Source organism: Nocardia sp. CS682, from assembly GCF_004634405.1.
GTDB classification, from domain to species: domain Bacteria; phylum Actinomycetota; class Actinomycetes; order Mycobacteriales; family Mycobacteriaceae; genus Nocardia; species Nocardia ninae.
Genome location: NZ_CP029710.1, coordinates 7,813,263 through 7,835,509, shown reverse-complemented (window position 1 = coordinate 7,835,509; position 22,247 = coordinate 7,813,263). Strand labels below are relative to the sequence as shown.

The 22,247-nt window shown below is 67.4% G+C and carries 18 protein-coding genes and 1 pseudogene; 6 read left to right on the top strand and 13 right to left on the bottom strand.

The features are described 5' to 3' along the window. The first annotated feature begins 33 nt into the window (after window positions 1-33). The 3 genes from DMB37_RS35510 to DMB37_RS35500 all read left to right on the top strand — a co-directional run bounded on the left by DMB37_RS35510 (window position 34) and on the right by DMB37_RS35500 (window position 2,435). Window positions 34-873 carry an alpha/beta hydrolase gene (locus DMB37_RS35510; protein ID WP_240771801.1) on the top strand — a complete coding sequence of 280 codons (840 nt, stop codon included), beginning with the start codon at window positions 34-36 and terminating at the stop codon, window positions 871-873. 18 nt (window positions 874-891) lie between these two features. Continuing rightward, a complete protein-coding gene (locus DMB37_RS35505; RefSeq protein WP_135236431.1) occupies window positions 892-1,665 on the top strand; it encodes a MerR family transcriptional regulator in 774 nt (257 codons plus the stop codon). Window positions 1,666-1,739: 74 nt separating this feature from the next. Next, complete coding sequence (locus DMB37_RS35500) at window positions 1,740-2,435, top strand: PAS and ANTAR domain-containing protein (RefSeq protein WP_135236430.1); 696 nt, start codon at window positions 1,740-1,742, stop codon at window positions 2,433-2,435. A gap of 3 nt (window positions 2,436-2,438) precedes the next feature. On the opposite strand, the gene DMB37_RS35495 is transcribed toward DMB37_RS35500, so the two are convergent. From DMB37_RS35495 to DMB37_RS35465, 7 genes are all read right to left on the bottom strand, one after another. Beyond that, the gene (locus DMB37_RS35495; protein WP_135236429.1) at window positions 2,439-3,368 is read right to left on the bottom strand and encodes a bile acid:sodium symporter family protein; all 930 of its coding nucleotides are present in this window, start codon (window positions 3,366-3,368) and stop codon (window positions 2,439-2,441) included. A 165-nt stretch (window positions 3,369-3,533) separates the two neighbouring features. After that, window positions 3,534-5,558, bottom strand: a complete 2,025-nt coding sequence (locus DMB37_RS35490; RefSeq protein WP_135236428.1) for a LuxR family transcriptional regulator — start codon at window positions 5,556-5,558, stop codon at window positions 3,534-3,536. 228 nt (window positions 5,559-5,786) lie between these two features. After that, window positions 5,787-6,728 carry a hypothetical protein gene (locus tag DMB37_RS35485; protein WP_135236427.1) on the bottom strand — a complete coding sequence of 314 codons (942 nt, stop codon included), beginning with the start codon at window positions 6,726-6,728 and terminating at the stop codon, window positions 5,787-5,789. A gap of 3 nt (window positions 6,729-6,731) precedes the next feature. Next, the gene (locus DMB37_RS35480; RefSeq protein WP_135236426.1) at window positions 6,732-7,781 is read right to left on the bottom strand and encodes a 3-oxoacyl-ACP synthase III family protein; all 1,050 of its coding nucleotides are present in this window, start codon (window positions 7,779-7,781) and stop codon (window positions 6,732-6,734) included. 91 nt (window positions 7,782-7,872) lie between these two features. Then, window positions 7,873-8,709, bottom strand: coding sequence for an SDR family oxidoreductase (locus tag DMB37_RS35475; RefSeq protein WP_135236425.1), 837 nt, complete (start codon window positions 8,707-8,709; stop codon window positions 7,873-7,875). A 223-nt stretch (window positions 8,710-8,932) separates the two neighbouring features. Then, a complete protein-coding gene (locus DMB37_RS35470) occupies window positions 8,933-9,382 on the bottom strand; it encodes an SRPBCC family protein (RefSeq protein WP_135236424.1) in 450 nt (149 codons plus the stop codon). Between the two features lie 94 nt (window positions 9,383-9,476). Further along, window positions 9,477-10,358, bottom strand: a complete 882-nt coding sequence (locus DMB37_RS35465; RefSeq protein ID WP_167769035.1) for a helix-turn-helix domain-containing protein — start codon at window positions 10,356-10,358, stop codon at window positions 9,477-9,479. A 322-nt stretch (window positions 10,359-10,680) separates the two neighbouring features. Between DMB37_RS35465 and DMB37_RS35460 the strand changes: the two genes are divergently transcribed. Then, complete coding sequence (locus DMB37_RS35460; RefSeq protein WP_135236423.1) at window positions 10,681-16,137, top strand: carboxyl transferase domain-containing protein; 5,457 nt, start codon at window positions 10,681-10,683, stop codon at window positions 16,135-16,137. Window positions 16,138-16,190: 53 nt separating this feature from the next. Here DMB37_RS35460 and DMB37_RS35455 read toward each other — a convergent pair whose 3' ends face one another. The 3 genes and pseudogenes from DMB37_RS35455 to DMB37_RS41565 all read right to left on the bottom strand — a co-directional run. Further along, entirely contained in the window at window positions 16,191-16,550 is a 360-nt protein-coding gene (locus DMB37_RS35455; protein ID WP_135236422.1) for a hypothetical protein, read from the bottom strand. A gap of 217 nt (window positions 16,551-16,767) precedes the next feature. Beyond that, entirely contained in the window at window positions 16,768-17,139 is a 372-nt protein-coding gene (locus DMB37_RS42060) for a polyketide cyclase (protein WP_370465435.1), read from the bottom strand. A gap of 87 nt (window positions 17,140-17,226) precedes the next feature. Beyond that, window positions 17,227-17,760 (bottom strand): annotated as a pseudogene (locus DMB37_RS41565) (YbhB/YbcL family Raf kinase inhibitor-like protein); the annotation flags it as partial. Between the two features lie 118 nt (window positions 17,761-17,878). Between DMB37_RS41565 and DMB37_RS35445 the strand changes: the two are divergent. Continuing rightward, entirely contained in the window at window positions 17,879-18,553 is a 675-nt protein-coding gene (locus DMB37_RS35445; protein ID WP_135236421.1) for a GntR family transcriptional regulator, read from the top strand. Window positions 18,554-18,601: 48 nt separating this feature from the next. Here DMB37_RS35445 and DMB37_RS35440 read toward each other — a convergent pair whose 3' ends face one another. The 3 genes from DMB37_RS35440 to DMB37_RS35430 all read right to left on the bottom strand — a co-directional run bounded on the left by DMB37_RS35440 (window position 18,602) and on the right by DMB37_RS35430 (window position 21,340). Next, window positions 18,602-19,615: an alpha/beta hydrolase gene (locus tag DMB37_RS35440; protein WP_135236420.1), complete on the bottom strand. Its 1,014-nt coding sequence runs from the start codon at window positions 19,613-19,615 to the stop codon at window positions 18,602-18,604. Between the two features lie 269 nt (window positions 19,616-19,884). Beyond that, window positions 19,885-20,646, bottom strand: coding sequence for an AraC family transcriptional regulator (locus tag DMB37_RS35435; RefSeq protein ID WP_240771800.1), 762 nt, complete (start codon window positions 20,644-20,646; stop codon window positions 19,885-19,887). 118 nt (window positions 20,647-20,764) lie between these two features. After that, window positions 20,765-21,340 (bottom strand): TerD family protein, encoded by a 576-nt coding sequence (locus DMB37_RS35430; RefSeq protein ID WP_167769034.1) that lies wholly within the window; start codon window positions 21,338-21,340, stop codon window positions 20,765-20,767. Window positions 21,341-21,484: 144 nt separating this feature from the next. Here DMB37_RS35430 and DMB37_RS35425 point away from each other — a divergent pair, with 144 nt between their 5' ends. Beyond that, complete coding sequence (locus DMB37_RS35425) at window positions 21,485-22,171, top strand: Crp/Fnr family transcriptional regulator (protein WP_135236417.1); 687 nt, start codon at window positions 21,485-21,487, stop codon at window positions 22,169-22,171. Window positions 22,172-22,247 lie beyond the last annotated feature (76 nt).

Here is a 22,247-nt window from a genome sequence, read left to right as displayed (position 1 = left end):
TTGACGCAGGGTCAACCGTTCAGCATGGTCGGCATGCGTACAAACCAATTCACCGTCCGCCACGACGGTGTCACGATTCCGGTGACTCGGGCCGGCGAAGGTCGGCCACTCGTCCTGTGCCCTGGCCTCACTTCGACGCAGGCCGAATTGCACGAACTCATCGAGCTATTGCGGCGCGACTTCGACGTGTTCACCTTCGACCTGCGCGGCCACGGCTTTTCCTCGGCCGCGGACCAGTACTCGTTCGAGTCATTCCTCGGCGACTTCGTGGCCGTGATGACAGAGGTGGGACGCCTGTCCCTCCCCTCGGCCCCCTTACTCGCGGGCCACTCGTACGGCGCGGACCTCATCCTGCACTATGCCGCCGAATATCCCGACTCGGTCAGCGGACTCATTCTCATCGACGGAGCCAATCCGATACCCGCACCGTTCATCACCCGGACCGACCTGCCGGACTTCCGCGCACTATGGCAGGACGTGGTGACTTGGCAGCGAACCCTCGAAGGATCCGCACGTCAGGTGTTGCTCACCGCCGAGCAAATCCTCGACCTCAATCTCGAACTGGATGTCATCCGCTCCGGAATCGATATCGACATCGACGTGGTCGGCACCGGAATCCTCGACCGGTACCGCAAGCTCGACCGCCCGATCCACCTGATCATGGCGACAGCCATGGCCGGCGACAGCAACGAAGGGCGGGTTCCACGGCACAATCGGCTCTGGCGTGCAGGCATGGACCGGCTCGTCCACGAGCGGCCGGATATCACCACCTCCCAGCTCGACGCCACCCACGGACTGGTAGTCACGCACGCCCAGGACGTCGCCCGCATAATCCGGACTGCCCATACTCCTGCCGCTCGAGCGGCTTCGTAATTCCGGAAGACTGGTCCGATGCTCACCATCGGCAAGCTCGCGTCCTACGCCGGCGTAACGGTGCGCGCAGTCCGGCACTACCACGCCAAAGGACTACTGCCGGAACCGGCGCGAGACCACTCCGGCTATCGCAACTACGACGCCGCCGCCGTAGTCGAACTGATCAAGATCCGAACCCTCGCCGAGGCCGGCGTCCCCCTGGCGCGCGTCCGAGAACTACTCCAGGCCGACGAACAAGAATTCGCCGCAGCAGTCGCGGATATCGATAAACGCCTACAGGCGGAAATCGCGCTGCGCCAACAACACCGAGATCGCATCGCCCGCCTCACCGCCGGCGAAAGCCTCGCTCTGCCCCCGGAGGTAGCCGACTTTCTCGACCACCTACGTGCACTCGGTGTCGACGAACGCATAATCCAAGTCGAACGAGACGGCTGGATCCCGCTATCCGCCCACTCCCCCGACCTGATCCCAGAGCTGATGGCCCGCAAGCAGACCCAAATCGCCGACTCCCCACTGATCGACTTCTACCTAACCCTCAGCCGAGTCCTCGACCAAACCGACAACGACCCAATCCTCATCGCCCTGGTCGACAAAATATCCACCTACCTCACCCAACTAGCCGACGACCACGGCGACGAATACGTCGGCGGCAACATCGACCCCGCCCTAGCCACCCTCCTCGACACCCTCGCCCTGGACACCGCCCCACCCACCCACCGCCTGACCGAACTACTGCGCGAGCGCGGTTGGACCGGCTGGACCAAACTCCAACGCGTAGACCCGCCGCGATAACGCACCACGCCAACGGCTTGTTGGTGACCTTGGACCCTCGCGGCAGGGGGTGGTTCGCTTCGATAGTTGGCGGTGTGAAGGAGTTCGGGCAGGGCGGTCGGCGGTGTGCGGATGCGCTCGGGCGGGTGGCCGGGGGTCGGCCGCAAAGTGTTGGCAGCTTTCGCTTTTGGTTTGCGGATCAGCGGTGGGAGTGGTCGGACGAAGTGGCGGTGATGCATGGGTATGCGCCGGGGGCGGTGGTGTTGACGAGCGAGTTGGTGCTGTCGCACGAGCACCCGGAGGATCGCGCGCAGGTCGCTGCCACCTTGGCCGAGGCGATCGGTACCGGCCAGCCGTTCTGTAGTAAGCACCGGATCATCGACACTGCGGGCGAGGTGCATTCGGTGATCGTGGTCGGGGACCGGCTGCTCGACGAGGACGGCGCGGTCGTCGGCACCACCGGGTATTACGTCGATGTGAGCGACTCGGTCGAACAGGGGCGGCGGGAATTCGCCGAGGAGCTCCTGCCCGACCTCATCAAGGCTCGCGAGGTGATCGAACAAGCCAAGGGCGCACTGATGTTCGTGTACGGCATCAATGCCGAGCAGGCCTTCCGCGTCCTGCAATGGCGTTCCCAGGAAACCAACACCAAGCTCCGCCAACTGGCCGAACTGCTCGTCACCGCGATCACTCAGATGGGCGGCGGCCCACTACCGCAACGCACCACCTTCGACCGCCTGCTCTTGACGGTGCATGCACAGGCGCAGGAAACGCCCACTCACCATCGCTGACGATCAGCGCGCGGAAGAATCCCCGAGCGCCGCGTCGGAATCACCCACTGCCGGGCTGGATTCGGCTGAGGTTTCGGGTGACCGACGCCGGGTGACGAGCCAACCGAAAGCCGTCGCGATCGGGAAGATCGCGACGCCGTAAACGGCTGCGGGGATGGCCATTTCGATGCTGCCGAGCACACTGACGGCGATGGTGATGGCGATGACACCGTTGTGAATGCCGACCTCCATCGAGCTCGAGATCGCCTGGCGACCTTGCACGCCGAGGAGTCGGGGGACGGTGTAGCCCACGCTCAGATTGATGAAGCAGAACAGGATCATGGGGACCCCGACGGCTTGCACGTAGGGGACGATGTCGGCGCGCTGGTCGACGATGGTCGCCAGGATGACGAGGGTCAGGGTAAGGGCGGAACCTATGCGCACCGGCCGATCCATCTTGTGGGCGAAGTCGGGTGACAACCTGCGCACCAGCATGCCGAGCACGACCGGGATCAGCACGATCGAGAAGACCTGCACGACCTTGCCGAACTGCAAACCCACCGTGCCCGACTCGCCGGGGTCGAAGTGGTCGATGGCGAAGTTGGTGACCAGCGGGACGGTGACCACCGCGATGATCGAATTGACCGCCGTGAGAGACACATTGAGCGCGACGTCGCCGTGGAACAGGTGACTGAACAGGTTCGCGGCGGTACCACCCGGCGAGGCCGCGAGCAGCATCACGCCGACCGCGAGCAATGGCGCCAGATCGAACAGTTTGACCAGTCCGAACGCGGCGATCGGTAGCACCAGCAACTGGCACACCAGCGCGATGGCGGCGGCTTTGGGGCTCTTGGCGATTCGGGTGAAGTCCTCGACGGTGAGCGAAAGCCCGAGCCCGAACATGATGATTATCAAAACCACCGGCAAGCCCACGGAGATGAGTGCAGAGTCCATGGTGTCCTCACCATTCGATCGAATCCGCCGACAGAACCGATCGCTGTCACCGGCCTGCCTCGGCGCGTGCGCACGAGGGGCGAGGGTGACTCACGTCGAGCTACGCACCGAGACAATTACCGAAACTGCCAGAAGTGCGCGGGGGACGCAAGATCAGCGGCAGACCTAACCGGGAACGGAGACCGACGAGCCGGTCGCCGGACGCCGGCCCGCGCCGAGGACGAAGGTCAGTTCGGTGCGGCGGGCGACGTCCAGTTTGCGGTAGACGCGGGTGAGGTGTTGTTCGACGGTGCTGGTGGTGATGTCGAGGGCGGCGGCGATGTCGCGGTTGCGTTTACCGTGCGCGGCGAGTTCGGCGACGCGGCGTTCGGCGGGGCTGAGGGCGTCGAGACCGTGGGCGTGCGTGCGTAATCGGGCGATGGGCGCGGTGCGCGGCGGGCGGTCGCCGCGCAGATCGCGCAGCAGCGGGTCGGCACCGCAGGAATCGGCGAGCCGGGTGGCCTCGCGGATCAGTGTGCGCGACTTGTCGTGGTCGCCGACGGCGCGGTGCGCGGCGCCGAGTTCGCCTAGGACCGTGGCCAATTCGAGGTCGCAGCCGCCGGAGCGGGCGATCGCCGCGGCGTCCCGGAGCAGGCGGACCCGCTGGTAGCGGTCGGCGGCCACGGCGAGCAGGCGCAGCGATACCCCGCCGGTGCGGTGCTGGCTCGCGGCGCCGAGCAGGTCGAGATGGCGGTTCGCGACGGCGCGGGCGTGCCGGTGTTCGCCGAGCGCGAGGTGCGCGGCGGCGATGTCGTTGCGCCACGGCACCAGCCAGGGAAAGTCCATCTGCCAGCGCCGCATCAGGTGCCCGCAGCGGCGGAAGGTGCGCAGCGCCTCGTCGGCACGGCCGACGGCAAGCTGGTGGTGGCCCTGGGCATGCAGATACAGCAGGCCGAACCGCGACTCGAACAGCGCGCGGAGCACCGGTCTGCGCAGTTGCGCCTCGGCGTCGGCGTGCCTGCCCGCCAGAGTGTGCGCGCGGATGAGCGCCGCGATCGGGATACCGATCCAGACCCCGAGGTGTTCGGCGGGGACCACGTTCAGCGCGAGCATGGCGTCATCGGTCGCGGCCCGCGCATTCCCTTTGCGCAGCATCGTTTCCGCGCGCAGCCCGGCGAAGATCGACTGCCAGGTCGGTGCCCGCCGCGCCTCGGCCTCGGCCAGCAGCGAGTCGCACCAGGCCGCCGCGGTGTCCAGCCGGTCGGTGTAGATCAGGCAATGCACCGCTGCCGCAAGGGTTTCCACAGTGCTCGCGGCGAGCCGATGACAGGTGAGCAAACGCTGGGCGAGGGTGACGGTTGCCTCCCGCGAGCACCCGTCGAACAAGCCGTTCAGCAGCTGCGCACCGAGTAGATGCGGTGACGGTCGCGCCGCGACCGCCGGACGTCGCCGGGCCTGGGCCGCGAGCAACCGCTGATGCCGTTGCGCATGCGGCGGATGCGAGCATCGCAGCCAGGCGCACAGGAAGTCGATCTTCGGCGCTGCCTCGTCGAGCCTGCTGCAATCCAGTTGTCCGAGCGCCTGATCGGCGTACTGCGTCTGCCCGTGCCAGAGCAGGAACATGACGGCGGCGGGCAGTCCCGCCATCGGCACCCGGCCCGCACGAATGGCCGCGCGCACCCTGGTGTAGTTCCGCGTCCGATTCGACGGGCTGAGCCGCCACTCGGCGCGCACCAGCCGGATCGCGATCGTGGCGCGCTCGGCCGCGTCCCGAGTCACCCGGTAGGCCAACTCCAGTCGCTGCACGGCACGGTCGATCTGGTCGTTCGCCAACGCCTCCGCCGCGGCGATGAGCAGCACCCCCGCCGCCCACGGATGCCCGGTGGCACCGGCGGCAACCAAGTGATCGGCCACTACCGCCGCGGGAAACCCCTTGTCATGCAACAGCTTCGCAGCGCGACGATGCAGTTCCCGGCGCACCTCCGCCGGGGTTTCGCGCAGCATGCGGTCACCGATGTCGAGATCGAACAGCGCCCGCCCGGACGAGCCGGCGGCAAGCTGGCGGACGGTTGTGCGCACCGCCGCCTCGTCGGCGGTGAGCAGTTCGGCGACCAAGCCGACCGTGCTGGCGCTGCCCAGCACGGCCATGGCCTGACCGACCTCGGATCTGTGTAGTAGCGACCACTTTTCGCGCTCGATCTGCCGGTGCATACCCGAGTCCCCTTCGTCGATGAGGCGTGCCCGACTGGGGAAGGCACCATCGAAGAGACAACTCGGGTGCGCTGAAGACGCGGCATCGTCGCAGCGGGGGCATACCTGGACGCCCCATTGATCCAGCCGGTGCCACAAGCGTAGGTCGCCGCACCGCGACCTGTCCTCGAATCGCGGCAACAAGATCACGGGCACGGCGCCGAACAGTATGGCGGAATGTTAGTTACATCAACATCTTTCGCTCCCGGCGGCGCTGACCTCACGCCCGGTCGCCACTGCCGTCGACTGCGGATGATAGGCGAGACAAGCCGCCGCAGCGTCGTCGGCGGCCAGGAACAGCACCGTGCCCGCCGGGCCGAGCACACCGGATTCCCGCGCGCTCAGATACGCGTGGACCGGCGCCGCGGTGTACGGATCGCCGATTGCCGGGGCGACGCCGACGACCGATTCCGGTACCAGCCCCAGCGTTTCGGCGAGGCGGGCCCGGAATCCCAGTGCGGGAGCCGGAGCGAGCAGAACCGCTCGCCCCTCGGCGAAATCGTCGCTGTCGAGGCCTTGCTCGGCCACGCAGTCACGAACGGCCGCCGCCGCGAGCGTGATCGGATCTTCCGCCCCGTGCCGGACGCGCATGGCCGAACGTCCGTGCGGACCGGCCTCTGCCAGCGACACCCAGGCCGACGGCTCAGCCTTCCCGGTGGTCTCCTGGGTATGCAGGCGACCGAATCCGCCTGCGGTGGGCGTGCTTCCGAGCAGTACCGCGGCGGCCCCGGTGGTGTACGGGAACCCCGCGACGTAGCGCTGCGTGGACGGATGGGTATCCCCCGCCACCAGCAGCGCGTACTCCACCTCACCGGTGGCCAAGAAGCATTCCGCGGTGCTGATGGCGTGCAGCAGGCCGGTGGCGCCGTGCATCAGATCGAAGGAGAACGCGGGTACCCGTCCTGCCTGGTATTCCAGGCCGATGCCGATCCGTTTCTGAATGAGCGCGGACACGGCGGGCTCGGAAATATTGTCGTCCCGGAAAACTCCTACGTTGATCAGCATGCCGATCTCGTCCACGGAGACATCCGAGCCGGCCAGGCAGGCGCGGGCCGCGCGGGTGGCCAGTTCGAAATAGCTGCCGGTGTCGAGATCGGTGTTCGTCGCGGCGGCGACAATCGTGGTACCCATGGCTCAGGCCTCCAGACGCGAAATGGTCGCGGCGAGATGACCCGACACGATGCCGGACGCCTCGGGAATCATCAGGACCTTCGACCCCTTCGGGATCTTCTGTTGCGCGAGATACTCGTGCAGCACCAGGAAATGCGAGGTCGAGGCCGTATTGCCATACTCGTGCAACACATTCAAGGCCTGCGGCATCGGGGTGCCGAAGTGCTGCTCGGTCAGGTGCCCGAGATACTCGATGACCGGTCCGCTGAATTGATGATGGATCCAATAGTCGTATTTCTCGCTCTCCCAGGTGCGCCCGGTCTCCTTCAGGAAGGCGTCCATGCGGTTGATCGCCTGCATGTACCTGCCTTCGTTCTGCATCGCGCGGTTGTCGGTATACAGCGCGATACCCGCGGACTGGTCGCTGGGCATACCGAGGCAATGCTCGGCCCCACCCGCGGCGGTCATCAATTCGACATAGTGGATTTCGTCGTGGTCGTCACCGCGATCGTCGAGCACGACCGCCACCGCCGCGTCCCCCACGGTCAGTGCCGCGAATTGCGGATCGTACGGTTTGCTGATCTCCCGCACCGCGGTCTCCGCGATCGGGGTGATCTGTTCGCCGCTGACCACCAGACCGTTGCGCACCACCCCGGCCTTGATCATCCGGTCCAGCACCAGCACCCCGGTCATCATGCCCGCGCAGGCGTTCGAGACGTCGAAATGCCGGGCCGACGTCGCGCCGATCGCGTTGCCGAGCATCAGCGCGAAGGCCGGCGCGTAGCAGAAGACGTCCTTACCGCGGGTGCGGGTGATGGAGGCCGAGATGATGATGTCCAGCTCGTCCGCGCGGTAATCCGAATGTCGCAGACAATCGTCGATGGCCTGTAATGCCAATTCGAAAGACGATTCATAGTGATCCGGCCGCGAGTCATAGACCCGCCGATTCTTGATCCCGGTGATCCGCTCCAGATCGAGCGACCTGGGCACCGCCAGACTGTCGATCAATTCCTCGGTGGAACGGACGGTTTCGGGAGTGTACGAGCCGATCGACTCGAAACGCGTACGCTGCATTGCCCCTGCTTTCTGCAGATCAGTCGATGACAAACATCATGTGTCGCTTGGACTTTCGACAACGTTGTCGTGGACTGCATAGCCGCTGCACCTAGTCGGCGGACTCGACCAGGGTCGCGCTCACCTCGCACAGCTGCTGTCCGAGCGCGTCGTCCTGTGCACGACGCGACGGAGTCTTGATGCGGTTCTTCTGGAAATAGGCGCCGGTGACCGCGGCTACCTCGGGATCGGTCGCGAGATAGGTGAGCGCGCGACCGCCTTCCTCGGCGGTGATCATGAACAGCCGCTTGGCCAGCGCGACCAGCGGCTGCCCGAACCACGGCATCGAATCCCAGATGCCGGTCGCCACCGCGCCGGGGTGAAAGGCGTTGACCGTCACCCCGGTTCCCTCGACCCGGCGCGCCAACGCCCTGGCGTACAGGATATCGGCGAGTTTCGATCGGCTGTAGGCCTGCTCGCCGGAGTACCCACGCTCGAGACCGAGATCGTCGAAATCCAGTGCGGCGCCGAAATGCAGTACCGACGAGGTGAACAGGATGCGCGAGGGAGCGCTGCGCACCATCAGATCGATGAGCAGCTCGGTCAGCAGGTACCCGCCGAGATAGTTGACGGCGAACGTGGCCTCGATGCCGTCCTCGGTCTCGACGCGATTCTTCTGGTAGCCGCCCGCGTTGTTGGCGAGCACATCCAGCCGGTCATATTGCGCCAGCACGCTTTTGGCGAGCTGACGAATCGACGCCTGCGCGGCGAAGTCACATTCGAGGGTGTCCACGCCGCCCGCACCGGCGGCCCGGACGGCGGTCGCCGCATCGGCCAGCTTCTGCGGATTTCGTCCGACGAGGACCAGCCGATGCCCCTGCGCGGCGCACTGTTGTGCGGCCGCGAGGCCGATACCCGATGTCGCCCCGGTGATCAGGATCGTCTTCATACCCGATCACCCTGCCACACGATTTCGGCCGGTCGGCGGCGTCGAATAGGGGGTGCGACATGACTGAAAGATGCTGCGCCGGAACAACATCTACAGAATTACGCAGGTCGCGCGTGGTCGAGTCGGGCCGGTCGGCGCTGCTGTGCGCGTGCGCGCGCACCTACGGGTAGGGGTTGATAGGGGTTGGCGCACAACGGCGGGCGAGACAGGCGCCGAAATCAGTTCATTCTTTTACTACCTCTGCCGCAGCGTGCGCGGCAAGGCCATCCGCCATTTGCTGCATGACGCGCCGCATGACACGCTGCAGCAGCCAGCCCATGCCCCACCGCGCGGAATACGTTCCGTACCAATGAATGATCGTGCCGCCGGCCGCGGCGGGCACGAGATCGATGACCGCCTGGTAGTTGCGCAGGCTCCAGTTGAACGCATCCTCGTAGGTGAGTTGTTTCTCCTCGACGAGCCCGGTCAGCCGCTCTCCGGTCACCGTCCGCCCGGTCCGGAACGCGCGCACCGCACCGACGCCGTCGCGGCCGTTCGGATCGAGCCCGCTGCAACGTTCCGGCACCAGGGCGTCGACGGTCGACCAGAGCGGCCACGTCCGGGAATCGAGCAGCAGGCGCCAGACGACGGCGGGCGGGGCCGCCGAGGTCGCGGTCGCGTCGTAACTCTGCATGATCCGCCGTCCTTTCGCTCGCAGGTTGCCAGCCTGCTTCGAAACTAAGCGACGGGCCCGCCCCGCAGCGATGCGCCGGATTGCCGCGTATCGATCAGATGTTGCGGTACACCGACGGCCGGACGCCGACCTGGCTCAGGAACGCGGACGACAGCGCGCCCGGACTGGCGAAACCGCACCGATCGGCGATCTGCCCGACGGTGAGGTCGGTGGTGGACAGCAGCCGCTGCGCCTGCTCGATGCGCAACCGGGTGAGGAACCGGTGGGGTGTCTCGCCGATTGCTTCCCGGAAAACCCGGATGAAGTGATAGACGCTCAGATGCACTTCGGCGGCGATATCGGCCAGCGTCAGCGGCTCGGCCAACCGTTCCCGCATGACGGCGACGCTCGCGCGGACCGCCGCGTGTTCCGGGCCAGGCGGCGGCGCGTGCCGACCTCGGGTGAGCAGGTGCGTCGCGAGGAACGTCGCCGCGGATTCCGCGTACATGTCGTTGGTGCCGTCGGCGGCGGGCAGTGCTCGGATCAGCTGTTCGACCACCGGATCACCCGCGTGCACCGCGGCCGCCAGCGCCTCGAAGTCCGGCTTCCCGCCGTCGAGCTCGGCGGCCACCCGTTCGACGGTCCCGGACGGAATGTGCACCTGAACGGTGCGCATCGCCGAGGACGCCCGGTAGGCGCGCAAGCTCGGCGAATCGGGGACGATGAGCTCCAGATCGCCCGGCACCCAGCGCCTGCGCACCGGTTTCCCGTCGGCACGGGTGCGCATCGCCACGTCGCCGGCCACGTAGAGCACCAGATGCAGATCGGCCGCGCCGGGCATCGGCAAGTCGTCCGCCTGGCGAACATGGTCGAAGCACTGCACCAGCAGCGACCGCCAGCTCGCATCGTGCCAACTGCAGTAGGTGCGCCGCACATAAGCAGGCATGTCGAAGTCCGCGTACCGTGCGAGATCGAAGCCAGGCGAGTCGAACACCACCAGCCAAGCCTAGGCCCGGTGTCGAAGTCCGGTTGGCGGCATCCGGGGGCGCCTTCGCCACCGGGTCTAGGGGAATCCCACAGCGTTGCGCCGAATCCCCGAGCGAGGTGAATCATCGTTGTGCGAGGGTGATTCCGGACCGCGCCGGACACCGGAATCGGCTTGATCGAGCCAAATATGGTGGGTTCCCACAACCTACGGACCGGTAACACCCGATCGGGTGTGCACATATTTGTAGTTGAGGTGCACACTACGCGGGACCGAGAGTTGCAAACCTCACCCGTTCAACGGGTCAGCTTTCAGGAGAGGAAGGAGTCGGCGAGTGTTCAGCCGCATCGCCATCGTGAACCGGGGAGAGGCCGCCATGCGCCTCATCCACGCCGTCCGAGACTTGGCCGCGGCGACCGCGCGACCGATCGAAACCGTCGCTTTGTACACCGATGTCGACCGGAACGCGACGTTCGTGCGCGAAGCCGACATCGCCTACGACCTCGGTCCGGCCGCCGCGCGCCCCTACCTGGATCTCAAGGCGCTCGAACGGGCGCTGGTCGAGACCGGGGCCGACTCCGCCTGGGTCGGTTGGGGTTTCGTCGCCGAAGACCCGGCGTTCGCGGAACTGTGTGAACAGATCGGTGTCACCTTCATCGGCCCGAGCCCGGATGCCATGCGCAAGCTCGGCGACAAGATCGGCGCGAAGCTGATCGCCGAGGAGGTCGGCGTGCCGGTCGCGCCGTGGAGCCGTGGCGCGGTCGAGACCGTGGAAGCCGCGATGACGGCCGCCGCCGAGATCGGCTACCCGTTGATGCTGAAGGCGACCGCCGGTGGCGGCGGGCGCGGCATCCGGGTCGTCACCAACGACGCCGACCTCGTCGACGCCTACGAGCGCACCCGCCAGGAAGCCGCGCGCGCGTTCGGCAGTGGCGTGGTGTTCCTGGAGCGCCTGGTCACCGGCGCCCGGCACGTCGAGGTGCAGGTGATCGCGGACGGTCAGGGCACCGCCTGGGCGCTCGGCGTCCGCGACTGCTCGGTGCAGCGGCGCAACCAGAAGGTGATCGAGGAGTCGGCCTCGCCGGTGCTGCGACCTGAGCAGGCGGCCGAACTCAAGGCGTCGGCCGAGCGGCTGGCGATCGCCGTCGGTTACCGCGGTGCGGCGACCGTCGAGTTCCTCTACCACCCCGGTGATCAACTGTTTGCCTTCCTCGAGGTCAACACCCGACTCCAGGTCGAGCACCCGATCACCGAGTACACCACCGGTTTCGACCTGGTGCGGGCCCAGTTGCATGTGGCCTCCGGCGGCAAGCTCGAGGGTGACATGCCCATCGAACGCGGCCACGCCATCGAGGCCAGGCTCAACGCCGAGGATCCCGACCGCGACTTCGCCCCCGCCCCCGGCCGCATCGCGCGGCTGAATCTGCCCGCCGGACCCGGCATCCGGGTCGACACCGGCGTCAGCGAGGGCGACACCATCCCCGCCGACTTCGACTCGATGATCGCCAAGATCATCGCCTACGGCCGCGACCGCGAGGAAGCGCTCGGCAGGCTGCGCCGGGCCGTGGCGCAGACCAGGGTCATCATCGAGGGCGGCGCGACGAACAAGAGCTTCGTGCTCGACCTGCTGAACCAGCCCGAGGTGATCGACGCCAGCGCGGACACCGGCTGGATCGACCGTGTCCGCGGTGAGGGACGCCTCGTCTCGCATCGGCACTCCGCCATCGCGCTGGCCGCCGCGGCCATCGACGCGTACGAGGAAGAGGAGCGGGCCGAACGGCACCGGCTGCTCTCCACCGCGTCCGGCGGGCGCCCGCAGGTCCAGCACGAAAGCGGACGACCACTCGATCTCAAGCTGCGTGGCGCGAGCTACCGCGTGCGGGTCGCGCGCATCGGCGCCCACCGGTTCCGCATCGGCATCGAGGCGGCCGGTGACATCCGCACCGCCGACGTCGATCTCGAACGTTTCGACCGGCACACCGGGCAGATCATGGTGAACGGCACCCGCTACCGGCTGACCACCGGCACGCACGGCCCGGTGCACCTCGTCGACGTCGACGGGGTGACCCACCGGATCAGCCGGGACGAGGGCGGCGTGGTCCGCTCCCCCGCCCCCGCACTGGTCGTCGCCACGCCGCTCGCGGTCGGTGCCGAGGTCGAGGCAGGCGGACCGGTCCTGGTGCTGGAGAGCATGAAGATGGAGACGGTGCTGCGCGCGCCGTTCAAGGCGCGGCTCAAGGAATGCGTCGTGTCCGTCGGCAGCCAGGTCGAGACCGGCGCGCCGCTGCTGTGGCTCGAGCCGCTCGGCGACGGGGACGCGGCGGAGGAGGCAGGCGCGGTCGGCACGGTCGAGCTGGACCTGCCCGTCGGGTCCGCGCGGATCCAGCCGCACGAGCTGACCACCCGCGGCCAAGAGGATCTGCGCAGCCTGCTGCTCGGCTACGACGTCGACCCGCACGACGATCGCCGCGTGCTCGACGACTACCTCACCGCGCGTCAGGCGGCGCTCGCGGACGGTCGCAGGCCGCTGGCGGAGGAACTCGAACTGATGGAGGTGTTCGCCGATCTCGCCGAGCTGAGCCACAACCGCTCTTCGGGTGAGGACGGCCAGTACAGCCACGTGCACAGCGCGCGCGAGTACTTCCACACCTACCTGCAGAGCCTCGATGTCGAGCGGGCCGGGCTGCCGGAGTCGTTCCAGGCCAAGCTCGCCAACGCACTCGGGCACTACGGGGTCACCGAACTGGAGCGCACCCCCGAGCTCGAGGCGGCGGTCTTCCGGATCTTCCTCGCCCAGCAACGTCCGTCCGACACCGTCACCGTGATCACGACGCTGCTGCGCGAGTGGCTGCGCGAGCCGATGCCGGACCGGGCGCTGCGTGAGCCGGTCGGTCTGGCGCTGGAGCGGCTGGTGGCCGCGACGCAGGTGCGTTTCCCGGTGATCGCCGATCTCGCGCGCGGCGTGGTGTACGCCTGGTACGGCCAGCCGCTGCTGCGGCGCAACCGGGCCCGTGTCTACACCAACATCCGAAAGCACCTGCGCCACTTGGACGCGCACCCGGACTCGCCGGATCGCGCCGAGCGCATCTCCGACATGGTGCGCAGCACCGAGCCGCTGGTGCGGTTGCTCGGCCAGCGGCTGGTACGGGGCAACCAGGACAACACGGTCATGCTGGAGGTGCTGACCCGTCGGTACTACGGCAACAAGGGGCTCGAGGGTGTTCGCACCCACGAGGCGGGCGGCTGCACCTTCGTGATCGCCGAGCGCCGCGGCCTGAGCCTGGTCTCCGCGGCCGTGCGCTTCGACGCGCTGGCGGACACGCTGCGCGGGCTCACCGAACTGGCCCGCGGCTCCGCGTCCATCGACGCCGACATCTACCTCAGCTGGGAGAAGCAGCCCGCCGACTTCGACGCGATGGCGGCGGCGTTGCACGAGGTGCTCGGCGCTCATCAGCTGCCAAGCCAGGTGCACCGGATCACCGTCGCGGTGGCGGGCAGCGGCGGCGCGGTCATGCACCACCACTTCACCTTCCGGCCGTCGGCCACCGGTATGGCCGAGGAGCGACTGATCCGCGGCCTGCATCCGTACATCGCCCAGCGGATGCAGATGCAGCGGCTGCGCAAGTTCGACCTCACCCGGTTGCCGTCGTCGGACGACGAAGAGGTGTACCTGTTCCGCTGTGTCGCCAAGGACAACCCGTCCGACGAGCGCCTCATGGCGTTCGCGCAGGTCCGGGACCTGGCCGCGCTGCGCGAGCAGGACGGCAGGCTGCTCGCGCTGCCGACCGCCGAGATCGCCATCGCCACCTGCCTCGACTCGATCCGCCGGGCGCAGTCGCTGCGGCCGTCGGCCAACCGGTTCAACACCAACCGCATCGTGATGTACATCTGGCCGCCGATCGACGTCACGCCGGAAGAGCTGGAGACGGTCGTCAAGCACGTGCGGCCGACCACCGCGGGAGCCGGGCTCGAGGAGATCCTGCTCATCGCGCGCCAGCGTGATCCGAAGACCGGCGAGCTGACCAAGGTCGCCGTGCGCATCGGCTTCGATGCCACCGAGGTGACCATCGGCGAGCGGGCCGACGACGTGATCGAGCCGCTCGACGCGTACCGGCAGAAGGTGCTGCGGGCCAGCAGCCGCAACACCGTGTACCCCTACGAGCTCACCGGGCTGCTCGGTGAGTTCACCGAGTACGACCTCGACGCCGACCATGTGCTGGTGCCGGTCGACCGGCCCAAGGGTCGCAACACCGCGGCGATCGTCGCCGGTGTGGTCAGCACGCCGACTCCGCAGCATCCGCAGGGTGTCACCAGGGTGGTCCTGCTCGGCGATCCGACGAAATCGCTCGGCGCGCTGTCGGAGCCGGAATGCCGCCGGGTGATCGCGGCGCTGGATCTGGCCGACCGGTTGCAGGTGCCGCTGGAGTGGTACGCACTGTCCTCCGGTGCTCGGATCTCCATGGAGTCCGGTACCGAGAACATGGACTGGGTGGCGGCCGCGCTCAAGCGGATCGTCGAATTCACCCAGGACGGCGGCGAAATCAACATCGTGGTCTCCGGCATCAACGTCGGCGCGCAGCCGTACTGGAACGCCGAAGCCACCATGCTCATGCACACCAAGGGCATCCTGGTGATGACGCCGGACTCCGCGATGGTGCTCACCGGCAAGCAGGCGCTGGACTTCTCCGGCGGCGTGTCGGCCGAGGACAACTTCGGTATCGGCGGCTACGACCGGGTGATGGGCCCGAACGGACAGGCGCAGTACTGGGCGCCGGACCTGGCCGCGGCCCGCGATGTGCTGATGTCGCACTACGACCACACCTACATCGCGCCCGGTGAGCAGACGCCGCGGCGTTCGCAGACCAGCGATCCGGTGGACCGCGACGTCTCCGACTTCCCGCATCTGCTGGCCGACAGCGACTTCACCACCGTCGGTCAGATCTTCTCCGCGGCGGCCAATCCGGATCGCAAGAAGCCCTTCGACATCCGGACCGTCATGCGGGCGCTCGCCGACCAGGACCACCCGGTGCTGGAACGCTGGGCAGGCATGGCCGACGCCGAAACGGCAGTGGTGCAGGACGCGCACCTCGGCGGAATCCCGGTGTGCTTGCTCGGGATCGAGTCACGGGGAGTGCCGCGGCGCGGCTACCCGTCCACCGACGGCCCGGACACCTACACCGCGGGCACCCTGTTCCCGCAGTCGTCGAAGAAGGCCGCGCGGGCGATCAACGCAGCCAGTGGCAACCGGCCGCTGGTGGTGCTCGCGAACCTGTCGGGCTTCGACGGGTCGCCGGAATCGATGCGCAAACTCCAGCTGGAGTACGGTGCCGAGATCGGCCGGGCGATCGTGAACTTCCAAGGGCCCATTGTGTTCTGCGTGATCTCGCGGTACCACGGTGGCGCGTTCGTGGTGTTCTCCAAGGCGCTCAACCCGAATATGACCGTGCTCGCGCTGGAAGGATCGTTCGCCTCCGTGCTCGGCGGTGCGCCGGCCGCCGCGGTGGTGTTCGCCGGTGAGGTCAACGCACGCACCGCCGCTGATCCTCGGGTCCGGGACCTCGCGGCGCGCGCCGCGAACGCCTCCGGCACCGATCGGGCAACGCTGACCGCGGAACTCGACGAGGCCCGGTCGGCAGTGCGCACCGAGAAACTGGGCAACGTCGCCGCCGAATTCGACCGCGTGCACAACATTCAGCGCGCTGTCGAGGTCGGTTCGGTCGACGCCGTGATCAGCACCGCTGAGCTGCGCCCGCGCATCATCCAGACGATCGAAGCCGGGCTGCCCGCCTGATCGACGAAATGGCACACCATGGTGCGGGTCTCCCGCATCATGGTGTGCCATTTTCAGTACTGGATGCAGACGTGGATCTTCAGCGGAGTCGCGGGAGTGACCTTGCCGGTGGTGGCAGGGTGCGGCACGCTCAGGGCGATGCAGGCGGCCAGCTCCAGGCAGCGCCGCTCGGCGCGGCTGAGGCGCTCCTCCTGGTGTGCCAGGGCGGACCAATCGCGGATGAACGCGAGGGGCACTTGATCGCCGCCCAGGGCAACGGTCTCGATGCTGATGTAGTTGCCCAGGAATCGTTTTCCGAGCAAGCCCGCACGGTGCAGCACGTGAATCGCAAAGCGATCGGTGATCGAGTTGGTTAAGTCGGCGCCGCGCTCGAGCAGCTCCCGCAGTTGTTCTGCGGTATGTCTATTGGTCATTTGTACTCCCCACTCCAACACTCATGATCCGGCATAAGTGGTGGGGAATGCTTGGATAAACCGGCCACGAAATGTTGCTGAGGGCTTCCGGTTTCGAGGTCGAGGATGCTCGGATCGCGGTCCGGTGAGCCGGTTGCGACCCGAGCGGTGTCTCGTGCGAGCCAGTTAGGCCCTGGTCAGACGGTCGTCCTGCGCCGGACGGTGCGCTCCAGGATTCCTAGAGTGGCTTTGAGGGCGGACTCGGGACCACCGGGAAAGTCAGGCGCGACTTCCACTCCTCGCTGATTTGTGACCAGTCGTAGTACGAGGTGACGAGGGTGCCGCCCTCGGCGGGTTCCAGTCGGTAGCCGTAGATGTGCCGGACGGGTGGCCGGATCTGGCCCTCTACGGTCCAGGCGATCTCCTTGTCCGGAATGAGTTCGGTGATAACGACTTCGACGTCGTACTTCCCCAGGGGGAAATCTCCGAGGGCTTCTCGGTCCATATGGACGAGGAATCGGTCGCCGGGTTGTTGCACCGGTTCGCCTTCGGCGTCGAGGAGCATTCCGGAGGCGTCGATGTCCACATGGCCCTTCGGGTCGGTGAGCACCGCGAAGATGGTGGCGGCGGGGGCGGGGATGAGGCGGGAGACCTCGACTCGTTCGGTGGATTTACCTACGGCCGTAGCGGTCTCGCCCTCGGGCGGCGTCTCCGCCGTGGCGGTCAACACCGCACGCCCGAGGACGTGGCCGGCCATGGTGAAGCCGAGCAGCGCCGGGGTCGCGTCGGCGGGGACACCGATGGACTCGACATCGAGGGCGTGCACCACGACGAAGTAGCGGTGTCTACCGTGCCCGGCGGGCGGGGCGGCGCCGAAGTAGCGGGCTGCGCGGGCGTCGTTGGGCAGTTGGATCGCGCCTTCGGGCAGGCCTGAACCGGTGTCGTCGCCCGCACCCTCGGGCAGTTCGGTGACGGTAACGGGGATGTCGGCGACCGCCCAGTGCCAGAACCCGGACCCGGTCGGGGCGTCCGGGTCGTAGACGGTGACGGCGTAGCTCTTGGTGCCGTCCGGTGCGCCGCGCCAGGACAGCTGCGGGGAGAGGTCTTTCCCGCCGGGGACGCCGGCGGACATCTGCTCGAGTGACCAGGCGGCGCCATCGGTGACGTTGGCGCTGGTGACAGTGAAAGAGGCCGCCTCGGGGAGGCGAGCGAAGGGGTCGTTGGCGCTCATCGCGTCGTTCCTTTCAGGCCGTGCTGCGGAGTGGCGGGATGCTCCGATCAGGACGCCGCCACACGATCGACCCTAACACAGATAATCGATTATCTGTGGGATCGTCTATGCTTGGCGTATGACCCGGACGGCCCACTCCTCGACCTCCTCGGGAAAGCAGATGCTCACCGAGCAGATCTATACCCACCTGCGGGACGCGATCATGCGCGGCAGATTCGCCCCCGGCGACGCGCTCAAACCGCAGGACCTCGCCAAGGAACAGGGTGTGAGCCTGGCCGTTGTGCGCGAGGCGCTCGTCCGGTTGGTCGGCGAAGGCCTCGCCGACCGGCTGCCCAACCGTGGCTTCGCCGTCCCGGCCTTCTCCGACCGCCGCTGGCAGGAGATCGCGGAGGCCCGCCGGACCATCGAGCCGGTCCTGTTGCGCATGTCCATCCAACGCGGCGACCTCGATTGGGAGTCGCGCGTGCGAGCCGCCCACCACCGCCTGTCCCGCACCCCGCCGTACGTGCCGGACGAAGGCGAGTACTACAGCGACGCCTGGTCCGAAGCCCACCGCGTTTTCCACCGCACCCTCTTGGAAGGCTGCGGCAACCCCGTCCTCCTGGAAACCTTCGATCGGCTGTGGACCGCAAGCGAACTCGCCCGCCGCTGGTCCTCCCGCCGCAACCCCGACCGGGACGGTGTCGAGGAACACCGCAAGCTGGAGGAAGCTGCGCTGGCGCGCGACCCGGACACCGCAGCCGCCACCCTGACCCATCACCTGACGCTGACCGCAGCGGCCCTTACGGACTGACAGGCTTCCGCGAACCGCCGCAGTCAGCCGGTCCCGTGGAGTCGGGGACTATCGTGCCGTCGCCTTCGTTGGACGCGCCGACCGTGATTCGCTGAGGTGCCCGTCGAGGAACTCGGTGATCTCTGCACGTGCGGCCTTGGCCTGTGGGACCACACCGGGCAGGGCGAGGAAGGCGTGTGGGGCGCCGCGATGTTCGCAACGTCTTGCGGGAGTGCCGAACTCGCCCAGTCGCTGGGCATAACGACGACCGTGGTCGGCTACCGGGTCGATGGTCGGCACCACGACGAGGGCTGGGGCCAGTCCGCTCAGGTCGGTGGCGTGCAGCGGTGACACCGGGTGGGGATCTGTTCCCTCGGGCACTGCCAGTTTGCGGAACAGCCGCAATCTCGCGACGGTCAGGCCCGGGCTGTTCGCGTGCTCGACCATGGAGGGGTAGTCGAACATCGAATCCGTCACGTCGGCAACGGGATTGGTCAATACCTGGGCTCGTAGCGGTAGGCCGGCGGCTTTGGCTCGGATCGCGGTGAGCGCGGCGATCAATGCGCCGGTGCTCTCCCCCGCTACCGCAATCCTTGCCGGATCGATCCCCCAGTCGGCGGCGTTCTCCGCCAGGTGGCACAGCACGTCCCAGCCGTCGTCGACGGCCGCCGAGAGTGGGCTCCCCGGAGCGAGGAGCCGGTGCTCGACCGAGACGACGATCGCGGGCAGTCGTGCGGCGAAATGACTGTTCGCCCAATCGCATTGCGGTGCCGTGCCCACGAATCCGCCGCCGTGCACGTGCAGGACGAGCGGCAGCGCGGTGGCGTGCTCGGCGCTGGGGCGATACACCCTGACCTGGATCGTGCGATCGGGCAATGTCACCGACTGCCAACGGATCGTGGCACGACGATCCGGGCACCCGGTGATCACTCGACTCAGCCGAGCAGCAGCCTTGCGGTTCGCCGCGTCGCGGTAGGTGATCAGCTCTTCGTCGGTGATCGTCGACCAGTCCGGCTCCTTCTGCACCGTGTGCAGCAGCCGGTAACCGAGCGGTGGGCGTTCGATGCCGGTTTCGGCGTTCATATCATTCCTCCTCGACGGCACCGCGTCGGCCGACCGGACAGCCGGTGTCGAGCGCGGGTTTGCGGACATGACAGTCAGCATCGACGGAATCCGACCGGTTGTATTGGAAAAATGTTCCCGTTCCGGAGTTCGGCTCCGCGAGGTTGGATGTTGGTCGCGGGCGCCGGCGCGGTGCCGCCCGCCCAGCACAGCGACGCGCTCAGCGTGGCGGTCACGCGCTCAGGTGGCGGTCACACGCTCAGCGTGGCAGTCACGCACGCGCCGCGGCGTCACCGCCGCCGCGCGTGGACCGGGGCAGCCCACGCGACGGGATCGACCGCCAACCATGGCGCGACCGCCAGCGCCGTCGGTGTCAGCCCGGCAAAGCTTCTGGCATCCCGATACAGGTGCGACTGGTCTACATAACCGCTCTCGGCCGACACCGACGCGGCACTGTCCCCGTCCGCGAGACGATGCGCCGCATAGTCGAACCGAACCAGTTGCGCGGCACGCTTGGGCGTCAGACCGATCTGCGAACGGAACCGCGACCACAACCTTTTGCGGCTCCAGCCCACCTCCTCAGCCAATCGCTCCACCCGAACCTGCCCCCGGCTCTTCATGATTCGCGCCCAGGCGAAGGCGACCTCCGGATGCACCACCCGCCCCTCCCCCAGCCGACGACCGAGCGCAGTCTCCGCGATCGCGAATCGTTCATCCCAGGATCGGGTGGCGTGCAGCTGCTCCCGAAGGCATCCGGCATCGCCCTGCCAGAGCTCCTCGAGGGCAACCACCGTCCCATCCAACTCCGACGACGCACCCAGCACCGCGTGCGCAACCACCGGAGACAACCGCACCTGCAGCAAGTCGACCTCCTTGCCGCACCCGCGCACGCCAGCGGGCCCGAGACCGACGACACCACCGCCATGCATTCGCACACCACTGTCCGCATCAGCGAGAAACACGTCACCGAAATCGATGAACACCGTCAGAGCCGGATAAGGCACCATCGGCAGTTCGACCGGACTCTTTGCCCGGCTCCGGAACCCAGCCATGCTGACCCCCGGCACCCGCCCCGGCCTTGATGGGACAGCAACATCCACCTCGGCCCCAGCAACACGAACCGGCTCGACGGACATGCCGCCATCGTACGAGTCCACGGACACCGCACCCTCACCTCAGGTATTCGATGAGGTACGGGACCGCTTCGACGGGATGCGTCGCGGCAATGGGCGCGCCGATGGCGTCCAGTCTCCAGCAGTCGGCACGGCGGCACAGCATGGCCACTACCATGCCGGTGTGCGTCCCGTGATCGGTGAGGTCGAGACGGGCGAGGGTAGTGGTGCCATCGGTCAAGTGACAGAGGGCATTACGGACCGTTCTCAACTGGTGGCCGTGGTACGAGGTGACGACGAAGATTGCCGTGGTCAGCCGCCTGCGTGTTCGGGTGAGGTCGACGGTGATGCTCTCGTTTTCACCGCGCCCATCGCCGGTCAGGTTGTCGCCGTGATGGCGCACCGCACCATCGCGGGAGGTGAGTTGCCCGAAGTAGACAGCGTCGATCAGCTGCCGATCGGCGAACAACAATACGCTCGCATCGAGGTCGGCGGGGATGCCGCGACGGCCCAGGCGGGTTCGGCGTGGCAGCGGGTCCCACCACAGGCCCAACCGCACGTAGCGGAGAGTGCGGCACACCCCGAGTTCCGACACCGTCGCGGGCGCTGTGCGGCTGGTCGGTAACTGGATCACGATCCCTCACTTCCGATACGTCGCCGGCCGTAGGGCGACGGGTAATGTCGCTGTCCCCAATACGTTTCGCTCCCGGTAAGCAGCATCGACCCGGCGTCCGAATAGTTCTGCGACATATGTTGCACAGCCGTAGGATTCGCCGGTATGGAGCGTGTGCCGGCGCGAGGTCTGCTGGCCCGGCTGTCACCGTCGGACCGAGCCCGACTGCTCGGTGCGGGGCATCGTCGCGTTTACGAACCGCGTGAATACCTATGTCGCGAAGGTGAGATCGGCGACCACGTTGCCGTCATTCTCGACGGCACGGTCAAAGTTCTCTTGACGGCCAGCGCCGGAACTACGACCACGCTCGGCCTCTGCGGTGCCGGCGAGCTGGTGGGTGAGCTGTCGGCTCTCGACGGTGCCGAGGCGCCGCGGACAGCCACGGTCGTCGCGGTGGACACGGTGACGTGCTGCGTGGTCGGCCATAGCCGATTCCGGCGCCTGCTGACCGAATCTCCGGACATGCAACGCGCCATCACCATGCAATGCGCGGACCGGATGAGCATGGTCGCGGCAAGCAAATTGCAGAACGCCACCGATCCGGTGTTGATCCGAGTGGTCCGGCTGCTGCTGGAACTCGCCGAACGGTATGGGCGGGAGACCGAGGACGGCATCGTCATCGATCTCGTCCTCTCCCAGCACGACCTCGCCCTGCTCGTCGTCAGCAGCCGCGAATCCGTGGTGCGGAGCCTGGCCGAACTCCGCAACCAGCGGTTGATCCGAACGGCGCGCCAACGCGTCACCCTGTGCGACGTCGTGGCACTGCGCCGCCGTTACCTCGCGCCGGTTTAAGAGCAGTGGTCTGCCTCACACATGTCACAAAAGTCGGTCGCACGGTGTCTTATTCCCGAGCCCCGGCAACTGAGGA